This is a genomic window from Pseudomonas sp. L13, assembly GCF_009935965.1.
Classification (GTDB): Bacteria; Pseudomonadota; Gammaproteobacteria; order Pseudomonadales; family Pseudomonadaceae; genus Aquipseudomonas; species Aquipseudomonas lactis.
Map to the genome: position 1 here is coordinate 216,152 of NZ_QODJ01000002.1, position 19,018 is coordinate 235,169.

Annotated in this window: 19 protein-coding genes; 1 reads left to right on the top strand and 18 read right to left on the bottom strand. The window is 62.6% G+C overall.

Going from position 1 to position 19,018, the window contains the following annotated elements:
• Window positions 1-2: 2 nt before the first annotated feature.
• From madL to DK871_RS02715, 12 genes are all read right to left on the bottom strand, one after another.
• The gene (madL, locus tag DK871_RS02660; protein WP_032894763.1) at window positions 3-395 is read right to left on the bottom strand and encodes a malonate transporter subunit MadL; all 393 of its coding nucleotides are present in this window, start codon (window positions 393-395) and stop codon (window positions 3-5) included.
• 67 nt (window positions 396-462) lie between these two features.
• Window positions 463-1,362, bottom strand: coding sequence for a malonate decarboxylase subunit epsilon (gene mdcH, locus DK871_RS02665; RefSeq protein WP_161903889.1), 900 nt, complete (start codon window positions 1,360-1,362; stop codon window positions 463-465).
• Window positions 1,359-1,955: a malonate decarboxylase holo-ACP synthase gene (locus DK871_RS02670; protein ID WP_161903890.1), complete on the bottom strand. Its 597-nt coding sequence runs from the start codon at window positions 1,953-1,955 to the stop codon at window positions 1,359-1,361. The genes mdcH and DK871_RS02670 overlap by 4 nt, the downstream gene beginning before the upstream one ends.
• Window positions 1,949-2,719, bottom strand: a complete 771-nt coding sequence (gene mdcE, locus DK871_RS02675; protein ID WP_161903891.1) for a biotin-independent malonate decarboxylase subunit gamma — start codon at window positions 2,717-2,719, stop codon at window positions 1,949-1,951. Before mdcE ends, DK871_RS02670 begins: the two co-directional genes overlap by 7 nt.
• Window positions 2,716-3,558 (bottom strand): biotin-independent malonate decarboxylase subunit beta, encoded by an 843-nt coding sequence (locus DK871_RS02680; protein ID WP_161903892.1) that lies wholly within the window; start codon window positions 3,556-3,558, stop codon window positions 2,716-2,718. The genes mdcE and DK871_RS02680 overlap by 4 nt, the downstream gene beginning before the upstream one ends.
• Window positions 3,551-3,850, bottom strand: coding sequence for a malonate decarboxylase subunit delta (locus DK871_RS02685; protein ID WP_161903893.1), 300 nt, complete (start codon window positions 3,848-3,850; stop codon window positions 3,551-3,553). The genes DK871_RS02680 and DK871_RS02685 overlap by 8 nt, the downstream gene beginning before the upstream one ends.
• Window positions 3,850-4,683 carry a triphosphoribosyl-dephospho-CoA synthase gene (locus DK871_RS02690; protein WP_161903894.1) on the bottom strand — a complete coding sequence of 278 codons (834 nt, stop codon included), beginning with the start codon at window positions 4,681-4,683 and terminating at the stop codon, window positions 3,850-3,852. Before DK871_RS02690 ends, DK871_RS02685 begins: the two co-directional genes overlap by 1 nt.
• Complete coding sequence (gene mdcA, locus DK871_RS02695) at window positions 4,684-6,354, bottom strand: malonate decarboxylase subunit alpha (protein WP_003195038.1); 1,671 nt, start codon at window positions 6,352-6,354, stop codon at window positions 4,684-4,686.
• 265 nt (window positions 6,355-6,619) lie between these two features.
• Complete coding sequence (locus tag DK871_RS02700) at window positions 6,620-6,790, bottom strand: DUF6124 family protein (RefSeq protein WP_218581288.1); 171 nt, start codon at window positions 6,788-6,790, stop codon at window positions 6,620-6,622.
• Window positions 6,791-6,848: 58 nt separating this feature from the next.
• Window positions 6,849-7,268 carry a hypothetical protein gene (locus DK871_RS02705; RefSeq protein ID WP_060766835.1) on the bottom strand — a complete coding sequence of 140 codons (420 nt, stop codon included), beginning with the start codon at window positions 7,266-7,268 and terminating at the stop codon, window positions 6,849-6,851.
• On the bottom strand, window positions 7,246-7,629 hold the full coding sequence (locus DK871_RS02710) for a polymorphic toxin type 44 domain-containing protein (RefSeq protein WP_122300980.1): 384 nt from the start codon (window positions 7,627-7,629) through the stop codon (window positions 7,246-7,248). Before DK871_RS02710 ends, DK871_RS02705 begins: the two co-directional genes overlap by 23 nt.
• 332 nt (window positions 7,630-7,961) lie before the next feature.
• On the bottom strand, window positions 7,962-8,198 hold the full coding sequence (locus tag DK871_RS02715) for a DUF6124 family protein (RefSeq protein WP_161903895.1): 237 nt from the start codon (window positions 8,196-8,198) through the stop codon (window positions 7,962-7,964).
• A 321-nt stretch (window positions 8,199-8,519) separates the two neighbouring features.
• Here DK871_RS02715 and DK871_RS02720 point away from each other — a divergent pair, with 321 nt between their 5' ends.
• Window positions 8,520-8,807: a HigA family addiction module antitoxin gene (locus DK871_RS02720; RefSeq protein ID WP_032902283.1), complete on the top strand. Its 288-nt coding sequence runs from the start codon at window positions 8,520-8,522 to the stop codon at window positions 8,805-8,807.
• A 136-nt stretch (window positions 8,808-8,943) separates the two neighbouring features.
• On the opposite strand, the gene DK871_RS02725 is transcribed toward DK871_RS02720, so the two are convergent.
• The 6 genes from DK871_RS02725 to pilG all read right to left on the bottom strand — a co-directional run bounded on the left by DK871_RS02725 (window position 8,944) and on the right by pilG (window position 18,790).
• On the bottom strand, window positions 8,944-9,399 hold the full coding sequence (locus DK871_RS02725; protein ID WP_003195048.1) for a chemotaxis protein CheW: 456 nt from the start codon (window positions 9,397-9,399) through the stop codon (window positions 8,944-8,946).
• Window positions 9,392-15,211 (bottom strand): Hpt domain-containing protein, encoded by a 5,820-nt coding sequence (locus tag DK871_RS02730; RefSeq protein WP_161903896.1) that lies wholly within the window; start codon window positions 15,209-15,211, stop codon window positions 9,392-9,394. The genes DK871_RS02725 and DK871_RS02730 overlap by 8 nt, the downstream gene beginning before the upstream one ends.
• 175 nt (window positions 15,212-15,386) lie before the next feature.
• Entirely contained in the window at window positions 15,387-17,438 is a 2,052-nt protein-coding gene (locus DK871_RS02735; protein ID WP_161903897.1) for a methyl-accepting chemotaxis protein, read from the bottom strand.
• Window positions 17,435-17,959, bottom strand: a complete 525-nt coding sequence (locus DK871_RS02740) for a chemotaxis protein CheW (RefSeq protein ID WP_161903898.1) — start codon at window positions 17,957-17,959, stop codon at window positions 17,435-17,437. Before DK871_RS02740 ends, DK871_RS02735 begins: the two co-directional genes overlap by 4 nt.
• A gap of 11 nt (window positions 17,960-17,970) precedes the next feature.
• Window positions 17,971-18,336, bottom strand: a complete 366-nt coding sequence (pilH, locus tag DK871_RS02745) for a twitching motility response regulator PilH (protein ID WP_014720320.1) — start codon at window positions 18,334-18,336, stop codon at window positions 17,971-17,973.
• Between the two features lie 46 nt (window positions 18,337-18,382).
• Window positions 18,383-18,790 (bottom strand): twitching motility response regulator PilG, encoded by a 408-nt coding sequence (gene pilG, locus DK871_RS02750; RefSeq protein WP_014720321.1) that lies wholly within the window; start codon window positions 18,788-18,790, stop codon window positions 18,383-18,385.
• Window positions 18,791-19,018 lie beyond the last annotated feature (228 nt).

A 19,018-nucleotide genomic window follows, 5' to 3' on the forward strand; every position in this document is an offset into this window, starting at 1 on the left:
GATCACCCGGCTTCTTTGGTGGGAACAGGCGCAACCGGCTCGCGGTTACCGATACGCACCAGCACGGGCACCAGGGCAAAGCCAAGCACCACGGCGAGGGTCCCGGCCAGAATCGCCATCGGCCCACCGCTGATGGCGCCATACACGTTTTGCTGGGCAGCCATCGCCACCACAATCGGGATATACACCGCCGCCCAGAAACTCACGCCTTGCTCTGATTTACCGGTAAACAGGCCGCGTTTGCTCAGGTAGCTGCCCAGGCCGATCAACAGCAGCATGGCGATACCCACGCCGCCGACGTTGGCCGGGATACCCAGCAGCTTGCCCAGCAGTTCACCCACAAACAGCCCTGCCAACGTGCAGAACGCCAAAAAAGCCACACCGTAGATAATCATGGTTGTTGTCCTCAAAGTGCTCGTTCGAAATTGTTGTTTTTGTGCTTCGAAAGCCTTGGGTACTGCGTTATCGGTGGCGGCGTTCCTCCTCTTGCAGCAGGGCCTGCAAGGTATCCAGGCGGGCGCCTTCGCAGGCGATCACCGTGCCTTGTTCAAACACCCGGCGTGATAGACCGGTGAGCACCGCGCCCGGAGGCAGCTCGATTTGCAGGCGCACACCGCGCTCGTAGGCGCTTTGCACCGTGCCGCGCCAATCGACGACGCGGCACATATTGAAGGCCAGGTCGTCACGCAGGTGTTCGGGGTTGTGGATAGGCCGCGCGCGGGTGCTGCTCAGGTAAGTGATGCGCGGCGCCTTGAGCGGGACGAAGGCTTGGAACAGAGCCTGGGCGGGTTGCTCCAGCAATGGGCAATGGGACGGCACGCTGACAGCCAGGCGCTTGGCGACGCCGTTGCCTTTGATGCGCTCGGCAACCCGCTTCATCGCTTCGTTGCTGCCGGCGATGACGGTCTGGTTATCGGCATTGATATTGGCCAGGTACACCGGCGTTTGCGGGCTGTGGATATCCGCCAGCAGGGCTTCGACACTGGACAGGTCAGGGCCGATCAGCGCGGTCATGCCGTAGCCTTGTGGATAAGCCTGCTGCATCAATTCGCCACGCAGGCTGACCAGTTTTATCGCATCAGCAAAACCCAGGGAGCCGGCGATCACCGCGGCTGGGTAGGCGCCAATGGACAGGCCCGCCACGTAATCCGGCGTGCACGCCAATTGCCGGGCATGGGCCACGCCGGCGATCAGCAGGCACAGCTGCACAGCCCGCGTCGACTCCAGCGCCTGCGCCGAGTCGAGCAGACGAACGTCTTCACCCAGTGCATCACTGGCCTCTTGCACAATGTCGGCGGGCAACGCTTGGAGCATGCCGCTGCGTTGGGCGCCCTGCCCCGGAAACACCAGAAGGCTGCTCATGCCACGGCCTGCCAAGGGTCGAGCACAAGGTGCGCTCCGCTGATGGTCTTGAGCAACACACGGCGTGAGGAGCCGGCCCATTCGCGCAAGGCGACGGCGCCGAAAGGAGTTTGCAGTTGCAGGTCGACGGCGCAGGGCGCGGTGTCCAGGATCGCCAACAGCGCTCGCGCCTCGCCACGGTCCAGGGGCTTGGGCGTGCACAGAATCAAATCCAGGTCACTTTGGGCATGCAGCGCTTCAATGCCACTGGCCAATTCAAACCCGGCACTGCCGCTGACGCCCCAGTCTTGCTGCGCCAGCATCGGGCGCAGTTGATCGAGGGCCCGCAGCGCCGGTAAATCCCGTGATGAGAGCACCTCTCGCAAAGCTTGCGGCGCCACCCGCCGCTGCACCGCTGCCGCAGGCATCTGGGCGGCAAAACGCTGCTCACGCAAACGCCCACGCACCCCGACCGCCACATAGTCCGGCTCGGCGATGGCGCGCCGCACCACCACCGGATGCCCTGCACGGATCGCGTCCCGCACCCAGGCCGGGGCATCGGCAGGCAGATGCGCCAGGGTCATGCCCCAGAGCAAGTCATGGGCGTTCACCATTGCTCCCGCAACAGCTGGCGCACGTGGCTGGAGGCGGCCCGGTTGGTCGCGCCGAGGCGTGAACTCAAGTCGGTGCTGCCGATATCCTTGACCGCCTGCACCAGGCAATCGCGAACCCGCGCCACGTCATCCGCCGTGGGCTGGTCAATCTGGGTGACTGTCAGCGTCTCCCACAGCAAACCCAGGCTGGCATAGCTGTCGATGTCATAGGCCATCGGCGGCACGCTGGCGGCCAGGGCTTCCAGCTCTTCGACGCTGCGCAAGGTCACCCGTGCCGCCGAGGCCTTGCCCATGGCATGCACCATCACGCCAGGGTCGCGCAGGGAGATCAGGCGATTGGCCTGGTAACCGTGAGCGAGAAACGCACCCGACATGGCCTTGCCCACCAGCAGGGCGATCACCGGGTGGCCGGCGAGCCGAGCGCGAGCGTAGCTGTCAGCAGCGGCGGCGAGGGCCTGATGAATGCCAAGGGCTTCTTCGCGACGGCCATAGGCTTGGCTGGGTACATCGACGATGGCGATGATGGGACGCTTGTCACCCCGGGCGATGGCTTCGTCCACCGCTTTGGCCAAGCCCCAGCCTTCCAGCAGGCCGACTTCGCCATGGCGGGCGCGGGGGAAGCGGTTGTGCGGGTCGGGAACCACGGCGATATAGCGCACCGCCTGTTCAACCAATACTCCGTCCGCCACTTTCAATGAGCCCGGCAAACCCTCAACGGGCGTTGCGTTGGCGCTCAACGCGTTGAACCACTGCAAGCCTCTCATGAGCGTTCTCCCTGATACAGCGCGCGAACCGCCGCCGGCTCGATCTGCGCCGTGGTGTCCAGTTCGGCCAGGCGCGCCAGGTAGAAATCAGCGCGCCGGCTGCGGGGTTGTGCGGGCACACCTTGCTGCAACAGCGTGCTGACGGTCTGCTGGATCTGCGCGATATCGTCCGCCACATAACGGTCGGCCAAGCCACTGTTGAAGCGCTGCTCGCCACCGGTAAGGCTCCAGATAAAGGGGCGGTCGCGGGAGTCGTATTCCTCCAGGCCCGCCTCCTGTTCGATCACTTGTGGGCCATTCAAGCCCAGGCGTGCTTCGCGAGTGACCACCAGGTAACTGCACAACCCGGCCGCGATGGACATGCCCCCAAAGCAACCGACACTGCCGGCCACCACGCCGATCACTGGCTGGAACTGGCGCAGGTCGACAATCGCCGCGTGGATATCGGCAATCGCGGCCAAGCCGAGGTTGGCTTCCTGCAAGCGCACGCCGCCCGTTTCCAGCAGCAGAACGGCGCAGGTGGGGATGCCGTTGCGGTTGTCTTCGGCGGCCAGTTCCAAGGCGCCCGCGATTTTTGCGCCGCCGACTTCACCCAGGCTGCCGCCCTGGAAATTGCCTTCGATCGCGGCAATCACCACGGGCTTGGCGCCGATGCTGCCCTTGGCGATGACCACCCCGTCATCGGCTTGGGGCACCACGCCTTGGCGGCTGAGCCACGGCGACATGATTCGCTGGAACGGGTCGATCAACTCGCGGAAGGTGCCCGCATCCAACAGCGCCTTGGCGCGCTGCCGGGCACCGAGCTCCACAAAGCTGTGTTTGGCGAGTAAGTCAGTCATGGCCGATCTCCTCGAAACCTTGCTCCAGGCGCAAGCGCACCACACCGGGCGTGGCGCCGAAGTCGTGGATATCAATGTTCAGGGCCGGGGGCGTCTGCTCCTGAAAGATGCGTTCGAACAGGTGCTGCCAGCGTTGCTGCGCGCCATTGACTGAGGTTTGCACCTGAATGGTCAGGGTGCCGGGCGTGCCCGGTTCCAGCAGTACTTCCAGGTCGCCCGAGCCGACGCAACCCACCAGTGCGCGGCCTTTGGGGGGCTGCCCGGCGGGGAATTCAAAGGATAGGGTTTGCATCACAACGCTCCGTCGAGGCGGTCGATAAACAGGCAGGCGGCCAACAGGTCGGCGGCGCCACCGGGGGAGGCATTCAAGGCCAGCAGTTGCAGGTCCAACTCATGCAGTTGGCGACGCCCCGCGAGGGTTGCGCTGCCACCGGCGTCGAGCACGGCCTGGGCGCCCTGTTGCATGGCGACCAGGCCTTGGGTACCGGCGCGGTAGAGCACGCAGGTGTCCGCCAGGTCCGTCATGATCGCCAGCAAGGCATCCAGGCGAGCGTTCTGCTCACCGGCGTTTTCGCGGCGGCTCTTGTGCAGTTGCGGCAGGCCGCGTTGAGTCACCGAAGGGAAGCCGAGCTGGGCTTCTTCACGGGCACCGCGTGCGCCGTAGCGCTGCGCAACCTGGGCACCATGGCTCATGGGCTGCGGGGCGAAGCGGTCGTTGAGCAGGGCCAACTTGGCGGCGGTCAGGGTTATGGTGCGGGGCTCCAGGGCCGCCGCAGCAGTGAGCAAGCCCAGCGCCCAGATCGCACCGCGATGGGTGTTCACGCCCTGGGTGGTGGCGAGCATGGCCTGCTCGCCTTCCCGGCCAATACGCCCGAGCGCTTCGCGCAACGGCAGGCCGACTTCGCCAATATCGAGCGCGGCCTCGGCCATTTCCTTGAACATCGGCCACAGCGACAGCGCCGAGGCGTGCATCAGCCCCAGGTGCAAATCCCGGTGGGCGCCGTTGCCACGCCGGTCCACCAGCGCAGGCTTGGGCGACAGGTCGGCTTCATCGATCAGCGCATCGACGGCCATATCCGCGAGGCGATCGGCCAGGCTGAGTTCATGCAGTTTGAGCGCGCGCATTTACCAGCTCCTGAATTTGGCGGGCGGGTTGTACAAGCCACCGGACCACTCCACCAGATCGGCCACGCTCTTGGCGGCCAACAACTCGCGGGTGGCGTCGGTGCGGCGAATACCCAAGTCTTCGGGCAAGGCAATCAAACCTTCGCGACGCATGCGCGCAGTGTCCTTGGGGTTGTGGCGCAGGCCGATAGCGGTCACCCCGGCGACGGCGGCGATCATTGCTTGGCGTTCTTCCAGGGAGCGTGCCTTGTACAGGTAGGCGATGCCTTCTTCGGTGAGCAAGTGGGTAACGTCGTCGCCGTAGATCATGATGGGCGCCAGGGGCATGCCGCTTTTGCGCGCCACTTCCACCGCGTCGAGGGTGTCGACGAAGGTGGGTTTGCCGCCCTCCTGGAAGGTCTCGACCATCTGCACTACGAGTTTTTTGCCGCGTTCAAGCAAGGCCTCAGGCGCATCGTCGTGGCGCATATCCAACCAGGCTGGGGTGCCATGGCGGCGGCCGCGTGGGTCGTGGCCCATGTTCGGCGCACCACCAAAACCGGCGAGGCGGCCTCGGGTCACGGTGCTGGAATGCCCGTCGCCATCCACTTGCAGAGTGGCGCCGATAAACAGGTCCACGGCGTATTGGCCGGCGAGTTGGCAGAACATGCGGTTGGAGCGCATCGAACCATCGCGGCCGGTGAAGAACACATCCGGGCGAGCGGCAATGTAGTTTTCCATGCCCAGTTCGGTGCCGAAGCAATGCACGCTCTCCACCCAACCGCTTTCAATCGCTGGGATCAATGTGGGGTGCGGGTTGAGGGTCCAGTTGCGGCAGATCTTGCCTTTCAGACCCAGGGATTCGCCGTAGGTGGGCAGGATCAATTCGATGGCGGCGGTGTTGAAGCCGATACCATGGTTGAGCGACTGCACGTTGTGTTTTTCGTAGATGCCACGGATCGCCATCATCGCCATCAGCACATGCACCGGCTTGATATGGCGTGGGTCGCGGGTGAACAGCGGTTCGATGTAGAACGGCTTGTCGGCCACCACCACGAAATCCACCCAGCTCGCGGGGATGTCGACGCGGGGCAAGTCGGTGACGTCATCCACCAACTGGTTGACCTGCACGATGACGATGCCATCGCTGAAGGCGGCAGGTTCGATCAACGCCGGGGTATCTTCGGTGCTGGCGCCGGTGTAGATGTTGCCGGCGCGGTCGGCCATGAAACCCGCCGAGAGCACCACGTTGGGGATCAGGTCCACCACCAGCCGTGCGTAGAGTTCGATGTAGGTATGGATCGCGCCGATTTCCAGCAGGCCGTCTTCCAGTAACTGGCTGATGCGCAGGGATTGGGTGCCGGCGAAAGAGAAATCCAGCTTGCGGGCGATGCCCTTTTCAAACAGGTCCAAGTGCTCGGAACGGCCGACGCTGGGCATGATCATGTGCAAATCGTGGAGCTTGCCCGGGTCGGCCTTGGCCAGGGAACGCGAGAGGAAATCGGCCTGCTTCTGGTTGTTGCCCTCCAGCACCACGCGGTCGCCGGGGAGTATCAAGGCCTCCAGGGCCTCGACGATCTTGTCACTGGGCAACACCGCCCCGTCTGCGTATTTTTTGACCAGCCCGAGCCGCCGCTGCTTCTCGTCGCGCCGCCGCGTCCAGCGCGAGTCGGGGGTGATGGTTGTTGTCATGGTCGCTCCACGGGGTTTGCTGTCGTGGGGCTTACCTTAGGAGTGAAGCGCAAGGGCATCAATCAAGCTGGAGGACGAACCGTTACGCCTGGAGTAATGAAGAACAAACTGTGGGAGCTGGCTTGCCTGCGATGGCGGTAGGTCAGCTACTGAGATGTTGACTGACAGGCCGCTATCGCAGGCAAGCCAGCTCCCACATGGGTCGGTGGTGTTGGTTAGATAGCGGTCCCAAAGAGGGAACGATCAGTCCCTTTTTGGGACCGTTTCAAGTTGCTGGCGATGGGCTGACTTGCTCCAGCGCTCTATCGACCAGCAACTGCCCCAACTCTGCCATTTGCTGGATCCCCAGCATGATGGCGCGCTGGGAAGTGTCCAGGTCGAAGGCCAGGTTGCAGGTGGGTGCGATTACGGGACGAAGACTAGGCGCGATGATCAATCACAACAAGCTCATGCACAGCCCGACATCTTGCAGGAAAAATCTGAGCGCTAGCCCATCACAACACCATCATCACCTTGACCTTCCCCAGGCCCTCCAGCGCATAGCTGTGGTACTCATACACTTCTCCCTGAATAACCAGCTGCAGGGCACCACCCTCATTATTGACTTGAACATCGGGCTCTTTTGTTTTGAGAAAAGGAGGGGCCGACACTAATGCGCTGAGTATTTCCTGATCACTTCCCAAATCCTTATGCACGTAGTACCTGTAGGAAAACCCCACCGTCGCGCCACCTTGGCCATCTCGCGCACCATAGATCGACATACCGTTGCCCAGGGAATGCTTCAACACCACTTCATCCAGGTCCGGTGTTCCGGGCGACAGGACCCAACTGCCGCCGATATAGATCAGGCAGATCACAAGCAGGCAATTACGCAGAACAGGTATGAGGCGCTTAGTGACCTTGCGAAATGGCATATTCGATACCTCTTCTTATCCAATATTGGTCCCGTGGGTCATCACCAAAAGGCTCACCGCCCCACCATGATCCAAAATCCGGACGAGTCGTTCTGGCGATGGTTTGAGCCACACCGGCGGCTCGCAGCAACACATTTTCGGGAATGCCCAGCACCGTGCCCGTGGCACCGTAATTGAAGTTACCAAAAGCTTCGTACTGACGCCCCTGCTTCTTGTAGTTCCAAGGGCCGGCCGCACGGACCTGGGAGTAAAACCAGGAATAGGCGAATGCCGAGCCGGGCTTGAGATGAATGCGCTTGCAGTTGGAGATCGCCATGTTTTCAAGAATTGAAACACCGGGCGGCATTAACGGTACGGCCATTTGCGAGTCCTTGCTGGCAGTGAGGAGTGCAGAAACTAGCCACTCCACTGCGGCCTGAAAACCCGCCTATTCCAAATTCAGAACTCGCCTACAGCAACTCCATCCTATTCCGATATATCACCCAGTAATTGAGCGGTTTGTGCGGATTGATTGACCTGGAGATGAGCGCTGCTCAGCGTGGGAGCTGGCTTGCCTGCGATAGCTGTAGGTCAGCTACTGAGATGTTGACTGACAGGCCGCTATCGCAGGCAAGCCAGCTCCCACATTGGTCGGTGGTGTTGGTTAGATAGCGGTCCCAAAGAGGGAACGATCAGTCCCTTTTTGGGACCGTTTCAAGTTGCTGGCGATGGGCTGACTTGCTCCAGCGCTCTATCGACCAGCAACTGCCCCAACTCTGCCATTTGCTGAATCCCCAGCATGATGGCGCGCTGGGAAGTGTCCAGGTCGAAGGCCAGGTTGCAGGTGAGTGCGTTGAGGGAGGACAGGGTTTCGCTGGCATTGACCAGCAGGGTTTCGGTGTTTTGGTGGGGGTTTACGGTGAAGAGGTTGGATGAGGAAGAGTTCGACATGGTATGCGGTTCCTGTATGTCTCATTAAGGAACGCCTTGGGTTCTAGGCGTTTTGCGCGCCTAAACAGGTTTCGTCGGACTTGCACGTCCGTGTCACCGTTTTTTTGCGATGACGGAGCGAAGACTAGGCGTGCGGACCTCTCCACCACAAGTTCATGCATAGCCCAAAATCTTGCAGGAAAAATCCGAAGGCCCAGCAACAAGCGCCCTCGCCACAATAGAGGTCCGCAGGAAAATTCATACATTGTTTTAAGGTTGTCTCTCGGAACTGGCCTCCCTAGCCTTCTTGACTGAATGCCTATTACCTTCGGAACCACCTCCATGCCCATGCACAATCCACCTCACCCAGGTGAGATCCTGCTTGAAGATGTGATCCCTGCCTTGGGCATCACCATTACCGAGATGGCGCGACGCCTTGGTTTCGCCCGTGAGACTTTTTCAAGGATCCTGCATGGCCACGCCCCGGTCAGCCCGGACCTTGCCGTTCGGTTGGAGCGGGCGGGCGTGAGTACCGCCCAGTTATGGTTGTCGATGCAAAGTGCTTATGACTTATGGCAGGCCGAGCACCGGGAGCAGCCAGTGATTGAACGGTTTGCGCGGATTGATTGAGACCTGGAGATGAGCACAGCTCAGTGTGGGAGCTGGCTTGCCTGCGATGGCGTTGGGTCAGTGTTTGATGCAGTGACTGAAACACCGCTATCGCAGGCAAGCCAGCTCCCACAGTAGATCTTCATAGGGCTCAGGATCAGGCCAGGCCGGACTCCACCAACAACGCTTCAAGCCCCATCAAATCCGGCACTTTCGCCACCTGCTCGCCCACTTGCACCGCCGCCAGTTCCAGCGGGCACAGGGGCACGTCCACGTAGCTCAATTCGCTGTCGAGCTTGTACGAACGCGGAATGCCCTGGATCACCAGCGCAATGAACTTCAATGTCGGTCGCCCACCCAGTGCATTCAACACCACAATGCGCGAGCGCTCGCCCGTCATGCTGGCCTCGCCGCAGGCCGCTTCAAAGCTGATCAGCGGAATCTGCCGATCACGCCACGTGACCTGCCGCAGGTACCACGGCGGTGCATCGCTGGCCGGTTCGCCGCGCTGGAAGTCGATCAGTTCGGCCACGGCAACGTTGGGCAGCACCAGGTGGCGGTCGGCCAGGGGCAGTAGCAGGCCGGTGAGTTGGCTGGTGCGGTGTTCAAGCATGGGACTTGCTCCAATAGGCGATGCTTTCCAGCAGCACCGACTCTTGGTACGGCTTGCCGAGGTAGTCGTTGACGCCAATGGCCATGGCGCGGTCGCGGTGTTTCTGGCCGGTGCGTGAGGTGATCATGATGATCGGCAAGCGCATCAGGCGTGGGTCGTTGCGTATCTGAATGGCCACTTCGAAGCCGTCCATGCGCGGCATTTCGATGTCGAGCAGCATCAGGTCCGGGGTGTGCTCTTCCAGGATGGCAAGGGCATCGATCCCATCCTTGGCGGTGAGCACGTTCATGCCGTTGCGCTCCAGCAGGCGGCTGGTGACTTTGCGTACGGTGACCGAGTCGTCCACCACCAGTACCAGCAGCGGGCGTTTTTTCAGCGGGTCGTTGAGGATCAGCGGCGCATCCACCGCCTGCGCCGGCAAGGCCGGTTGCCGGGCGCGGATGTGCGCCAGCAGGTCGATGATCAGCACCACATGGCCGTCGCCCAGGATGGTCGCGCCGGTCACGCCCTGCACCCCGGAGAACTGCGGCCCCAGGCCCTTGACCACAATCTCGCGGGTACCGGCCATGGCATCCACGTGCACCGCCACGCGGCGTTCATTGCAGTGCACCAGCAGCACCGGCACAGGCTGGTACTGACCCAGTAGTTTCGGGCGGCTGGCGGTGTGCAGCAGGTCGCCTAAGTAGAACAACTCGTAGCGCTGGCCGGCGTATTCATAGTGCGGCGGGTCTTGCTGGTAGTGCCCGGCCAATTCGTGGGGCAGCACGCGCACCAGGCCTTCGATGGTGTTGAGAGGGATCGCGTATTGGTCGTCCGCGCAGTGCACCATCAGCGCACGATTGACCGACACGGTAAACGGCAGGCGAATGCGAAAATGCACGCCCATGCCCGGCGTCGAGTCGATCACCATGGAGCCGCCGAGCTGGCGCACTTCTTCATGCACCACGTCCATGCCCACGCCGCGCCCGGAAATCTGGGTAATTTTTTCGGCGGTGGAAAAGCCCGGCTGCAGGATGAACTGCAACACGTCACGGTCGCTGATCTCTTGATGGGGCGCGAGCAAGCCGCGCTTGATCGCCTTGCGCCGCACCGCCTCAAGGGGCACACCCGCGCCGTCGTCACGCATGTCGAAGACGATGTCGCCGCCTTCGTGGGTCAGGTCCAGGGTGATGCGGCCCTTCTCCGGCTTACCCGCCGCCAGCCGCACTTCGCGCGATTCCAGGCCGTGGTCGACGGCGTTGCGCAGCATATGCTCCAAGGGCGCTGCCATGCGCTCCAGCACATTGCGGTCCATCTCGCCTTCGGCATTGCCGACGATGAACTCCACGTCTTTGCCCAACTCCCCCGCCACTTGCCGCACGATGCGTTTGAGTCGTGGCAACATGCGCTCGAAAGGCACCATGCGCGTGCGCATCAGGCCTTCCTGCAATTCGGTGTTGATACGCGCCTGCTGCTGCAGCAGGTTGTGGGCATCCTGGTTGCGGCGCTCGAGGGTGTCCTTGAGGTCGAGCAGGTCGGAGGCAGATTCGGACAGCGCACGGGCCAGCTGTTGCAGCTGCGAGTGGCGGTCCATTTCCAGCGGGTCGAATTCTTCGTAGCCCAGGCGTTCGGCCTCGGCCTGCTGACGGCTCAGGAGGCGGCCCTGGGTTTCGCTGTCGAGCCGGCGCAGTTGGTCGCGCATGCGCTCGATGGTGGTTTCCATCTCATTCAAGGCAACGCGCGCATCCTTGACTTGCTGCTCGATACGGCCACGGAAGATCGAGGTTTCGCCGGCGAGGTTGACCAGGTCATCGAGCAAGTCAGCAGAAATTTTCACCATGTCGGCAGCCGGATCGGCGACCGCTTCGGCCTTACCCGTCGGCAGTGCCACGGGTGTAACCGGCTCATCACTGGGGTGCACCAGGCTCTTGATGCGCTCGATCAGTTTATCCACCGAGCCCACCGGCAACCCCTCGGCCACGGCGTCGATCATCTGCGCCAGGCGGTCATGGCAACCTTGCAGCAGTGCGAACAATTCAGGGGTCGGCGCGAGCAAACCGGCGGACAGCCCTTCGTAGAGAAATTCCAGCTCATGGGCCAGATCGCCGATTGGCCCGATCTCGACCATGCGCGCACCGCCCTTGAGGGTGTGCAGGTCACGCAGCAGGGTTTCCACTTCCTGGCGATTGCCCGGCTCGGCCTGCCAGCGCAAAAGCGCGCTGCCTGAGCTGTCGAGGATATCGGTAGCTTCTTCAAGGAAAATATCCAGCAATTCCGGGTCGGCACCCGAGGCTGGCGCCACCGCAACCGGCGCTGCCGGGCTGCTGGCCTGGCGCAATTCGCGCAGCCTTTCGACCAGCTCGGCGCCGTCACTCAAGGGTTGCTGCTGTTGCAGTTCATCCAACTGTTGGGCCAAGCGTTCGTGGCTGGCCATCAGTGCCTGGGACAGCTCCACGGAATAACTGTAACGGCGGTCCACCAGCCCCCCATAAACGCATTCGAGCTCGTAGGCCAAGTCGCCCACCGGGTCGATTTCGGCCATGCGCGCACCGCCCTTGAGGGTGTGCAGGTCCCGCTGCAACGAGGACAAGGGCGCGGCGTTTTCGGGTTCCAGCAGCCAGCGCTTGAGCGACTGGCCGACGCTGTCGAGGATGTCTACGGCTTCTTCAAGGAAGATCTCGACAATTTCGTCGTCCATCGCCGTTGCGTGATCCAACTGCGCAGTGGCCGCGCCCAACTCGGCGATACTCAGGGCACGGCTGCCGTCGCTTTTGATCAGGCCCGTGGCCGACGGGTCCAGTGCTTCATCGAGCAACTCGCGCAACGCCTGCAGCCGTGCGGGCGCGGGGCTGATTTCCTGGCCGGCGGCCAACTGGTCGAGCATGTTGATCAGCGCGTCATGGGCCTGTTCGGCCTCATGGAAGAAGCGGGCGCTGACCGCCAGGCTGCTTTCTTCCACCGCGCCATACAGGTCGAGCAAGGCTTCGCACAACGCGTCGATAGGATGCAGATCGGCAAGGTGCGCGCCCTCGCCCAGGGTGGTCAGCTCGTCCAGCAACGCCGTGAGTTCCTGACGGTCGCCGGGGTGTTGCTGCCAGCGACGCAGCAGGCTTTCGGCGTCGAGCAGGATGTCCATGCCCTGGGCCAGGAAGCTGGTGATCAAGTGCGGGTCACGCTTGACGCGCAGGCCGGTCGTGGGCGCGTCGAGCAAGGCGGCGAGTTGATGGTCCAGCAGGCGTTGGGTGCGGCTGATCAGGTCGGCCGCGCCGTTGATCGGCGCCAGGGGATCGGTGTCTAGGTCTCGCAGGCCGCGCTGGAACAGACCTTGTGCTTCAAGTAGCAACGCCACTTCGTCCTTGTCCAGCGGCAGACGGTGGGCCTTGTATTCACGGGTGAGGTGATCCAGCGGGCGCGCCAGTTCGGCGATGGGCAACACACCGGCCATGTAGGCGCTGCCCTTGAGGGTGTGCAAGGCGCGTTGCAGTTCATCGCTGACCTGCAGCGGCACCTGCTCGGCGGCCTGTTGCAGAAAGTGCTCGAGGCTGTCCAGATGGCCCTGGGCTTCGTTGCGGAAAATCTCCAGCAGCATCGGGTCATGGGGCTCGGGGGCCGACGTGGTGGCGCCACTGGCCAGGGCATGGGCACGGGCGGCCAGGGCATCGACTTCATCGCGCTGGCGTTGGTCGTCAGTAGCAAAATCGGCGATCAGCTCCGGCAGCAAGGCCACGGCCTCATCCAACACCTGCTGCACCTCAGGGCCAAGGACTACGCTGCGTTCCAGCACGCGATTGAGCAGGTTCTCCACGGCCCAGGCCAGCTCGGCCAGCACCAGGGCGCGCACCATGCGGCCGCTGCCCTTGAGGGTATGGAAGGCGCGGCGCATTTCGCCCTGGGCGGTTTTGTCCGCGCTGTCGGGCAGGTAGCGATGCAACACGTCGAGGACTTCATCGGTTTCTTCCAGGAAGACTTCGCGCAGCTCATCGTCAATCGGTTCTTCACCCGCCGGCGGCGGCAACAGGCTGCCCGGACGCTGCAAGGCCGGAGGGTTGAGACGTGATGTCGGGCTGGCCAGCGCATCGAATTGGGACTGGCTGGGTGCAGCCTCGGAGGTCAACGCCCCCTCGGGCGCAGCCAGGGCCTGGCGCCAGGGTTTTTCCACCGGCAGGTAGCCCAATGCATTCAAGCCCTGGGTGGCCAGTTCCAGCACTTTTTCGCCCGCCGCGTCAGGGTCTTGAAGCATGCGTTCGAGGTAATACTCCAGACTGCTGACCACCTCGGCGAAATGCCCCAGTTGTGCCGCCGAAGGGGCGCCGTCATTGACCATCAACTGCTCATCGACGTAGTCGGTGCAACCGCGCATCAAACTCGCCGCACGCGGCAGAGGAATCATCGCCAGGGCACCGCGTACCTGGCTCAACAGCTCGGGCAAGGACTCCAGGCGCTGGCGGTCCCAATCGGCCTCGATGCAGTCGATCACCAGCTCCTTGGCTTGGCGCAGGCACTGGCACGACTCGCGAATCACCAGCTGATGGATCTGGGTCAGGTCGGTGGTGGGCAAGCGGCTGTCTTCACGGCTTTGCGGTTCGACGGTGCCGATCATCCCGGCCAACGTCGCTTCGACATAGAGCAACGCGCCGGCCACATCCATCAACACCGCGTCATTGGGTTCGCGCTGCCCCTGGACCAGGCTCAACACCACCGCGAGTTGGTCGATGATCACTTTGCGCGGCTGACCGAAACCCAGCACCGCGAGGGTATCGGCGATCTGCCGCAACGGCGCCAGCAACGGGTCGAGGTCCTGGGTGTGCTGGCGATCACTGCGCACGAACAGATCCAGGCGTTCCTTGACCCGCACCAGCTCCTCACACAACGCCCCGAGTACCGAGCCCATGGCATTGCGATCCGGCCCGGCCAGCCGTGCACGTTCAGCATCGACCACGGCGCTGTCGGGCAAGGCTTCGTCCAAGCCGTAGCGTTCCTTCAGGCTTTGCATACGCGGCGTCGGCCGGGTGACTTTGGCGACGTAGAACAACAGGCTCTTGAGCAACTCATCCGGCGCCGGCTGGTTGATGCCATTAATGCCTTGAACCAGCAAGCGCTTGAGTTGCTTGTCGCTGGCCTTGAGCAGGCTGCGCAGCGCCGGGCTGTTGGCGACCACGCCGGTGAGCATGCCTTCGACCAGCGCCGAGGTGACCTGCCACAACGGCAGCAGCGGCGCCCCCTGGCACAGCGCTTCGAGGCGTGCGAACACCCGCGCCATGTCTTCCAGGTTGCTGGGGCCGTGGTCTTCACGCAGCAACCCGGCGAGGGCTTGTTGCAGCAGGTGGCGCCATTGGCGCAACTGTTCATGCAGATCCGGCATTGCCCGTTGGGCCAGGGCTTGCTCAGGCAACGGCTCGATCGATAGCAGTTGCGGGCTGAACAGGCTGGTTTCCGATAGCAGGCTTTCACCACGGGCGCTGCGCAGGTCGTTGAGCAGCGGCAGCACCACCAGCGGCAAGTCGCGGCGGGCACTGTGCACGCGGTCGAGGTACAGCGGCAGTTGGCCGAGGGCTTGTTGCAGCAGGCGGATACTTTCATCGCGCTGGCCGACGTGCCCGGCCTGGAGCGCCACGGCCAGTTCTTCGATCTCTTCGGCTAGCAGCGCCGCGCCGTAGAACTCGACCATTTGCAGCGCGCCATGCACCTGGTGGATACCGGCCAGGCATTCGTTGAGGGCGTCGTCGTCATGGGTTTCAACGTACGCGTCCAGGGCCGACCGGGCCTGTTTCAGGGTTTCGGCAATATCGCCCTTGACCCATTCGAGGGCCACGTAGTCGTGCCGATCAACCATAACTGCTCCGCTTAGAATTCATGAGTTGCTGGTATCTCACAAACAATGGAGATCCTATGGGGGAGCTGGCTTGCCTGCGATAGCGGTGGGTCAGCACTATATCTGTATCTGACAGACCGCTATCGCAGGCAAGCCAGCTCCCACAGTTGGACTGTGGTGTTGTTCAGGTCGTATTTCAATCATCGACTTGCTTGGGCGGCGGCAAGGTGAAACCCGACACCGACCTGCGCAACTGGCTGGCCATCTTCGCCAGGTTACCAATGCTCTCAGCGGTGGCGGTGGAACCCGACGAAGTCTGCGTGGTGATCTGCTGGATCACGTTCATGGTCAGGGAAATCTGCCCCGCCGATGAGGTCTGTTGCTGCGCCGCGTTGGAAATACTCTGAATCAGCGCCGCCAGGGTTTTGGACACGCCTTCGATCTCTTCCAGCGCCACCCCGGCGTCCTGGGCCAGGCGTGCGCCGCGCACCACTTCGGTGGTGGTCTGCTCCATGGAGATCACCGCTTCGTTGGTGTCGGCCTGGATGGTGCGCACCAGGGTTTCGATCTGCCGGGTGGCCGCCGAGGAGCGTTCGGCCAGCCGTTGCACTTCATCGGCCACCACCGCAAAGCCGCGCCCGGCGTCACCGGCCATGCTGGCCTGGATCGCGGCGTTGAGGGCGAGGATGTTGGTCTGGTCGGCGATGTCGTCGATCAGGCTGATGATGTCGCCAATTTCCTGGGACGACTCGCCCAGGCGCTTGATGCGCTTGGCGGTGTCCTGGATCTGTTCGCGAATGTTGTCCATGCCGTGGATGGTGTTGTGCACCACCTCGTTGCCTTTATTGGCGATCTCTACCGAACGTTCAGCTACCGCCGAGGATTCGGCCGCGTTGGCCGATACCTGGTCGATGGACTGCGCCATCTGGTTGATGGCGGTAGACGCTTCGGCAATCTGCTGGGCCTGATGCTCCGACGCCTGGGCCAGGTGCATCGCGGTGGCCTGGGTGTCCTGCACCGCGCCGGCGACCTGCCCGGCAGTGAGGTTGATGGTGGCGACCAGATCGCGCAGTTGGTCCACGGAATAGTTGATGGAGTCTGCGATGGTGCCGGTAAAGTCTTCGGTGACCGAGGCGGTGACGGTAAGGTCGCCGTCGGCCAGGTCTTCGATTTCATCCAGCAGGCGCATGATCGCGTTCTGGTTGCGCTCGTTCTTCTGCGCGGTTTCATGCAGTTGGCGGTTGGTCTCGCGCACCATGACCAGGCCGATCAGGATGATCGAGGCCAGCGCCAGCAAGCCCAGCACGTAACCGCCGATGGTGTCTAAACTGCGCCCGCTGGCGAGGTTTTCAAAACCGGTGGCCAGGTGCGAGGCTTCATCGAGCAGGGTTTGCGACAGGTTGAAAATATGGCTCGCCGAGGCGCGCACCTGGAACAACTGCGGCGAGGTCTCGAGAATTTCATCCACGGAGCCGGAGACAAATTCGAACAGCTCGGCAATGTCCGCCAGCCGCGCCCGGGCGTCCGGGTCTTCGACCTGGGTGATACGCAACCCCGGGTTGCCGTTGAGCATGCCATTGAGCACCACGCCAAAACGGTTGGCATCGCGGCCGAAAGCATCGGCGGCCTGCACCGCGGTTTCATCCCCCGCCAGCACCGTGTTGACCGCCCCCAGGATACGTTCGGCCAGCAGCGACTGGCGTTGGGCCAAGGCCACCTGGCTGGCCGGGGCGCCGCGTTGCAGCAGGCTATCCACGACCTTTTCCGACTCGATCTGCAGTTGCGGCACGGTTTCGGCCAGGGTCGCCGCCACCTGGTGCAATGACAACACAGTCTGCTCGCTGGCGAGGATGGCGTCGGTGTTTTTCAGCAGCGCCTCCCAGTCGGTCTGCACTGCCCGCATTTCGGCGCGTACCGCACTGGGCGCCGCCGGCAAGCCGGTTTGCGGGTCACCTTTTTTCAGGTAGCCCCAGCGCTGGGCAAAATCGTTGCGCGCATCGCCCAGCAGCTTGAACGCCGCCGCTTTCCCGGCGGCTGCTTCGGTGGCGTTCTTGGCAATGCGCTGGGACAGCACGCGCAGCTCACCGGCGTGGCCAATGTACTGTTTGTCGTAGGTGGACTGGGTGTTGAGGTACGCGAAGTTGGCGAACAGCAACATGATGAACACGATCAAGGCGATAAACAGCACGATGATCTGCGAACGGCTGCGCGAAGCGGCCTGGGGTTTGGGCGTGGTAGCGGTGCTCATGCGGCAACATCCATGAAGCCAGGGGCCTGGGCCAGGGCGAAGGGGCTGAAGACTTGCCACGGCGGGTCGCCGTCGAACTGGCCCTGAATAAACGGCGCGTTTGAGGCGGTGCTCGCCACCCAGGCGTCCAATGGGAAATGCTGCATGCCTACCACCTCATCTACCAGCAGCCCGACAAACAGGTCGTTGAACTCCACCACCAGCACCCGCCGTTGCTTGCGCGCCTTGGACAACTCAAGGTCAAGGAACCCGCCCAGGTCCATCACCGGCAGCAAGCGCCCGCGCAGGTTGGCCACGCCTTTGACCCAGGGCTTGACCCCCGGCATCAAGGTGCAACGTGGCTCATGCAACACCTCGGCGACTTCGCCCATGGGCGCCACGTAGGCGTTTGGCCCTACGCGAAAGGCGATGCCGCTCCAGCGTTGCAGGCGCGTTTCCTGGGACGGCAGGTCCGCGGCCAGCAAGCGGCAGCGGCGGTCGATGTCCAGCAGCAGCTCGAAGGCGGTTTGCGACTCGGTCATGATCGCAAGCCTTAGCCGGCCAGCACCTTGTTCAGGGTGGCAATCAGGGTTTCTTCATCCACAGGCTTGGTCAGGTAGTCCTTGGCGCCCTGGCGTGCGCCCCAGATCTTGTCGGTTTCCTGATCTTTGGTGGTGATGATGATGATCGGGATACCGTTGGTTTCCGGCTCCTTGGACAATTGGCGCGTGGCCTGGAAGCCGTTGAGGCCGGGCATCACGATATCCATCAGCACCGCGTCGGGCTTTTCCTGGCGGGCCAGGGCTACGCCGTCCGCGCCGTTTTCGGCTTTGAGCACCTGGTGGCCATGCTTTTCCAGCATGCCGGTGAGTTTGTACATTTCAGTCGGCGAATCGTCGACGATCAGAACACGTGCCATGGTTTTCCCCGCTACATTGGTCGGCGCCGGCCCTCGTGAGGCGGCGTCAGTGTGCTTGTTCTACTGCGGCGAACCCAGGCACATAGGCCTTGATCGCCCCCAGCAGTTCTTCCTTGCTGAAAGGCTTGGTCAAAAACTGATCGACACCCACGATGCGCCCCTTGGCCTTGTCGAACAGGCCGTCCTTGGAAGACAGCATGATCACCGGGATCGACTTGAACGCCGGGTTGTTCTTCACCAGGGCGCAGGTCTGGTAGCCATCCAGGCGCGGCATCATGATGTCGACAAAGATAATGTGCGGGTGATGATCGACAATACGGGCCAGGGCGTCGAAACCGTCGATCGCCGTGATGACCTCGCACCCCATGTTCTTCAACAGCGTCTCGGCGGTGCGGCGGATCGTTTTCGAATCGTCGATCACCATCACCTTCAAGGCGTTGGAATGCTGTTCCATATCTGCTCTACCATCGCCACAGCGAATCGGTTTTCGGTGTGTACTGCCTGATGTTGCACAGGATGAACGCCGCAAGCCTTGGAATTCAAGGGCTGCTGCGCTGTGCCAGCCTTTTTAGCACAGTCTCCTGGCGCAATCTATCGAGGCACCCGCCCAGTGGTTTTTCCTTGACCCACAACAGCCGCAGCGCCACTCTGACGCCACTTTTATGCGCCCCAATTTGCTAGA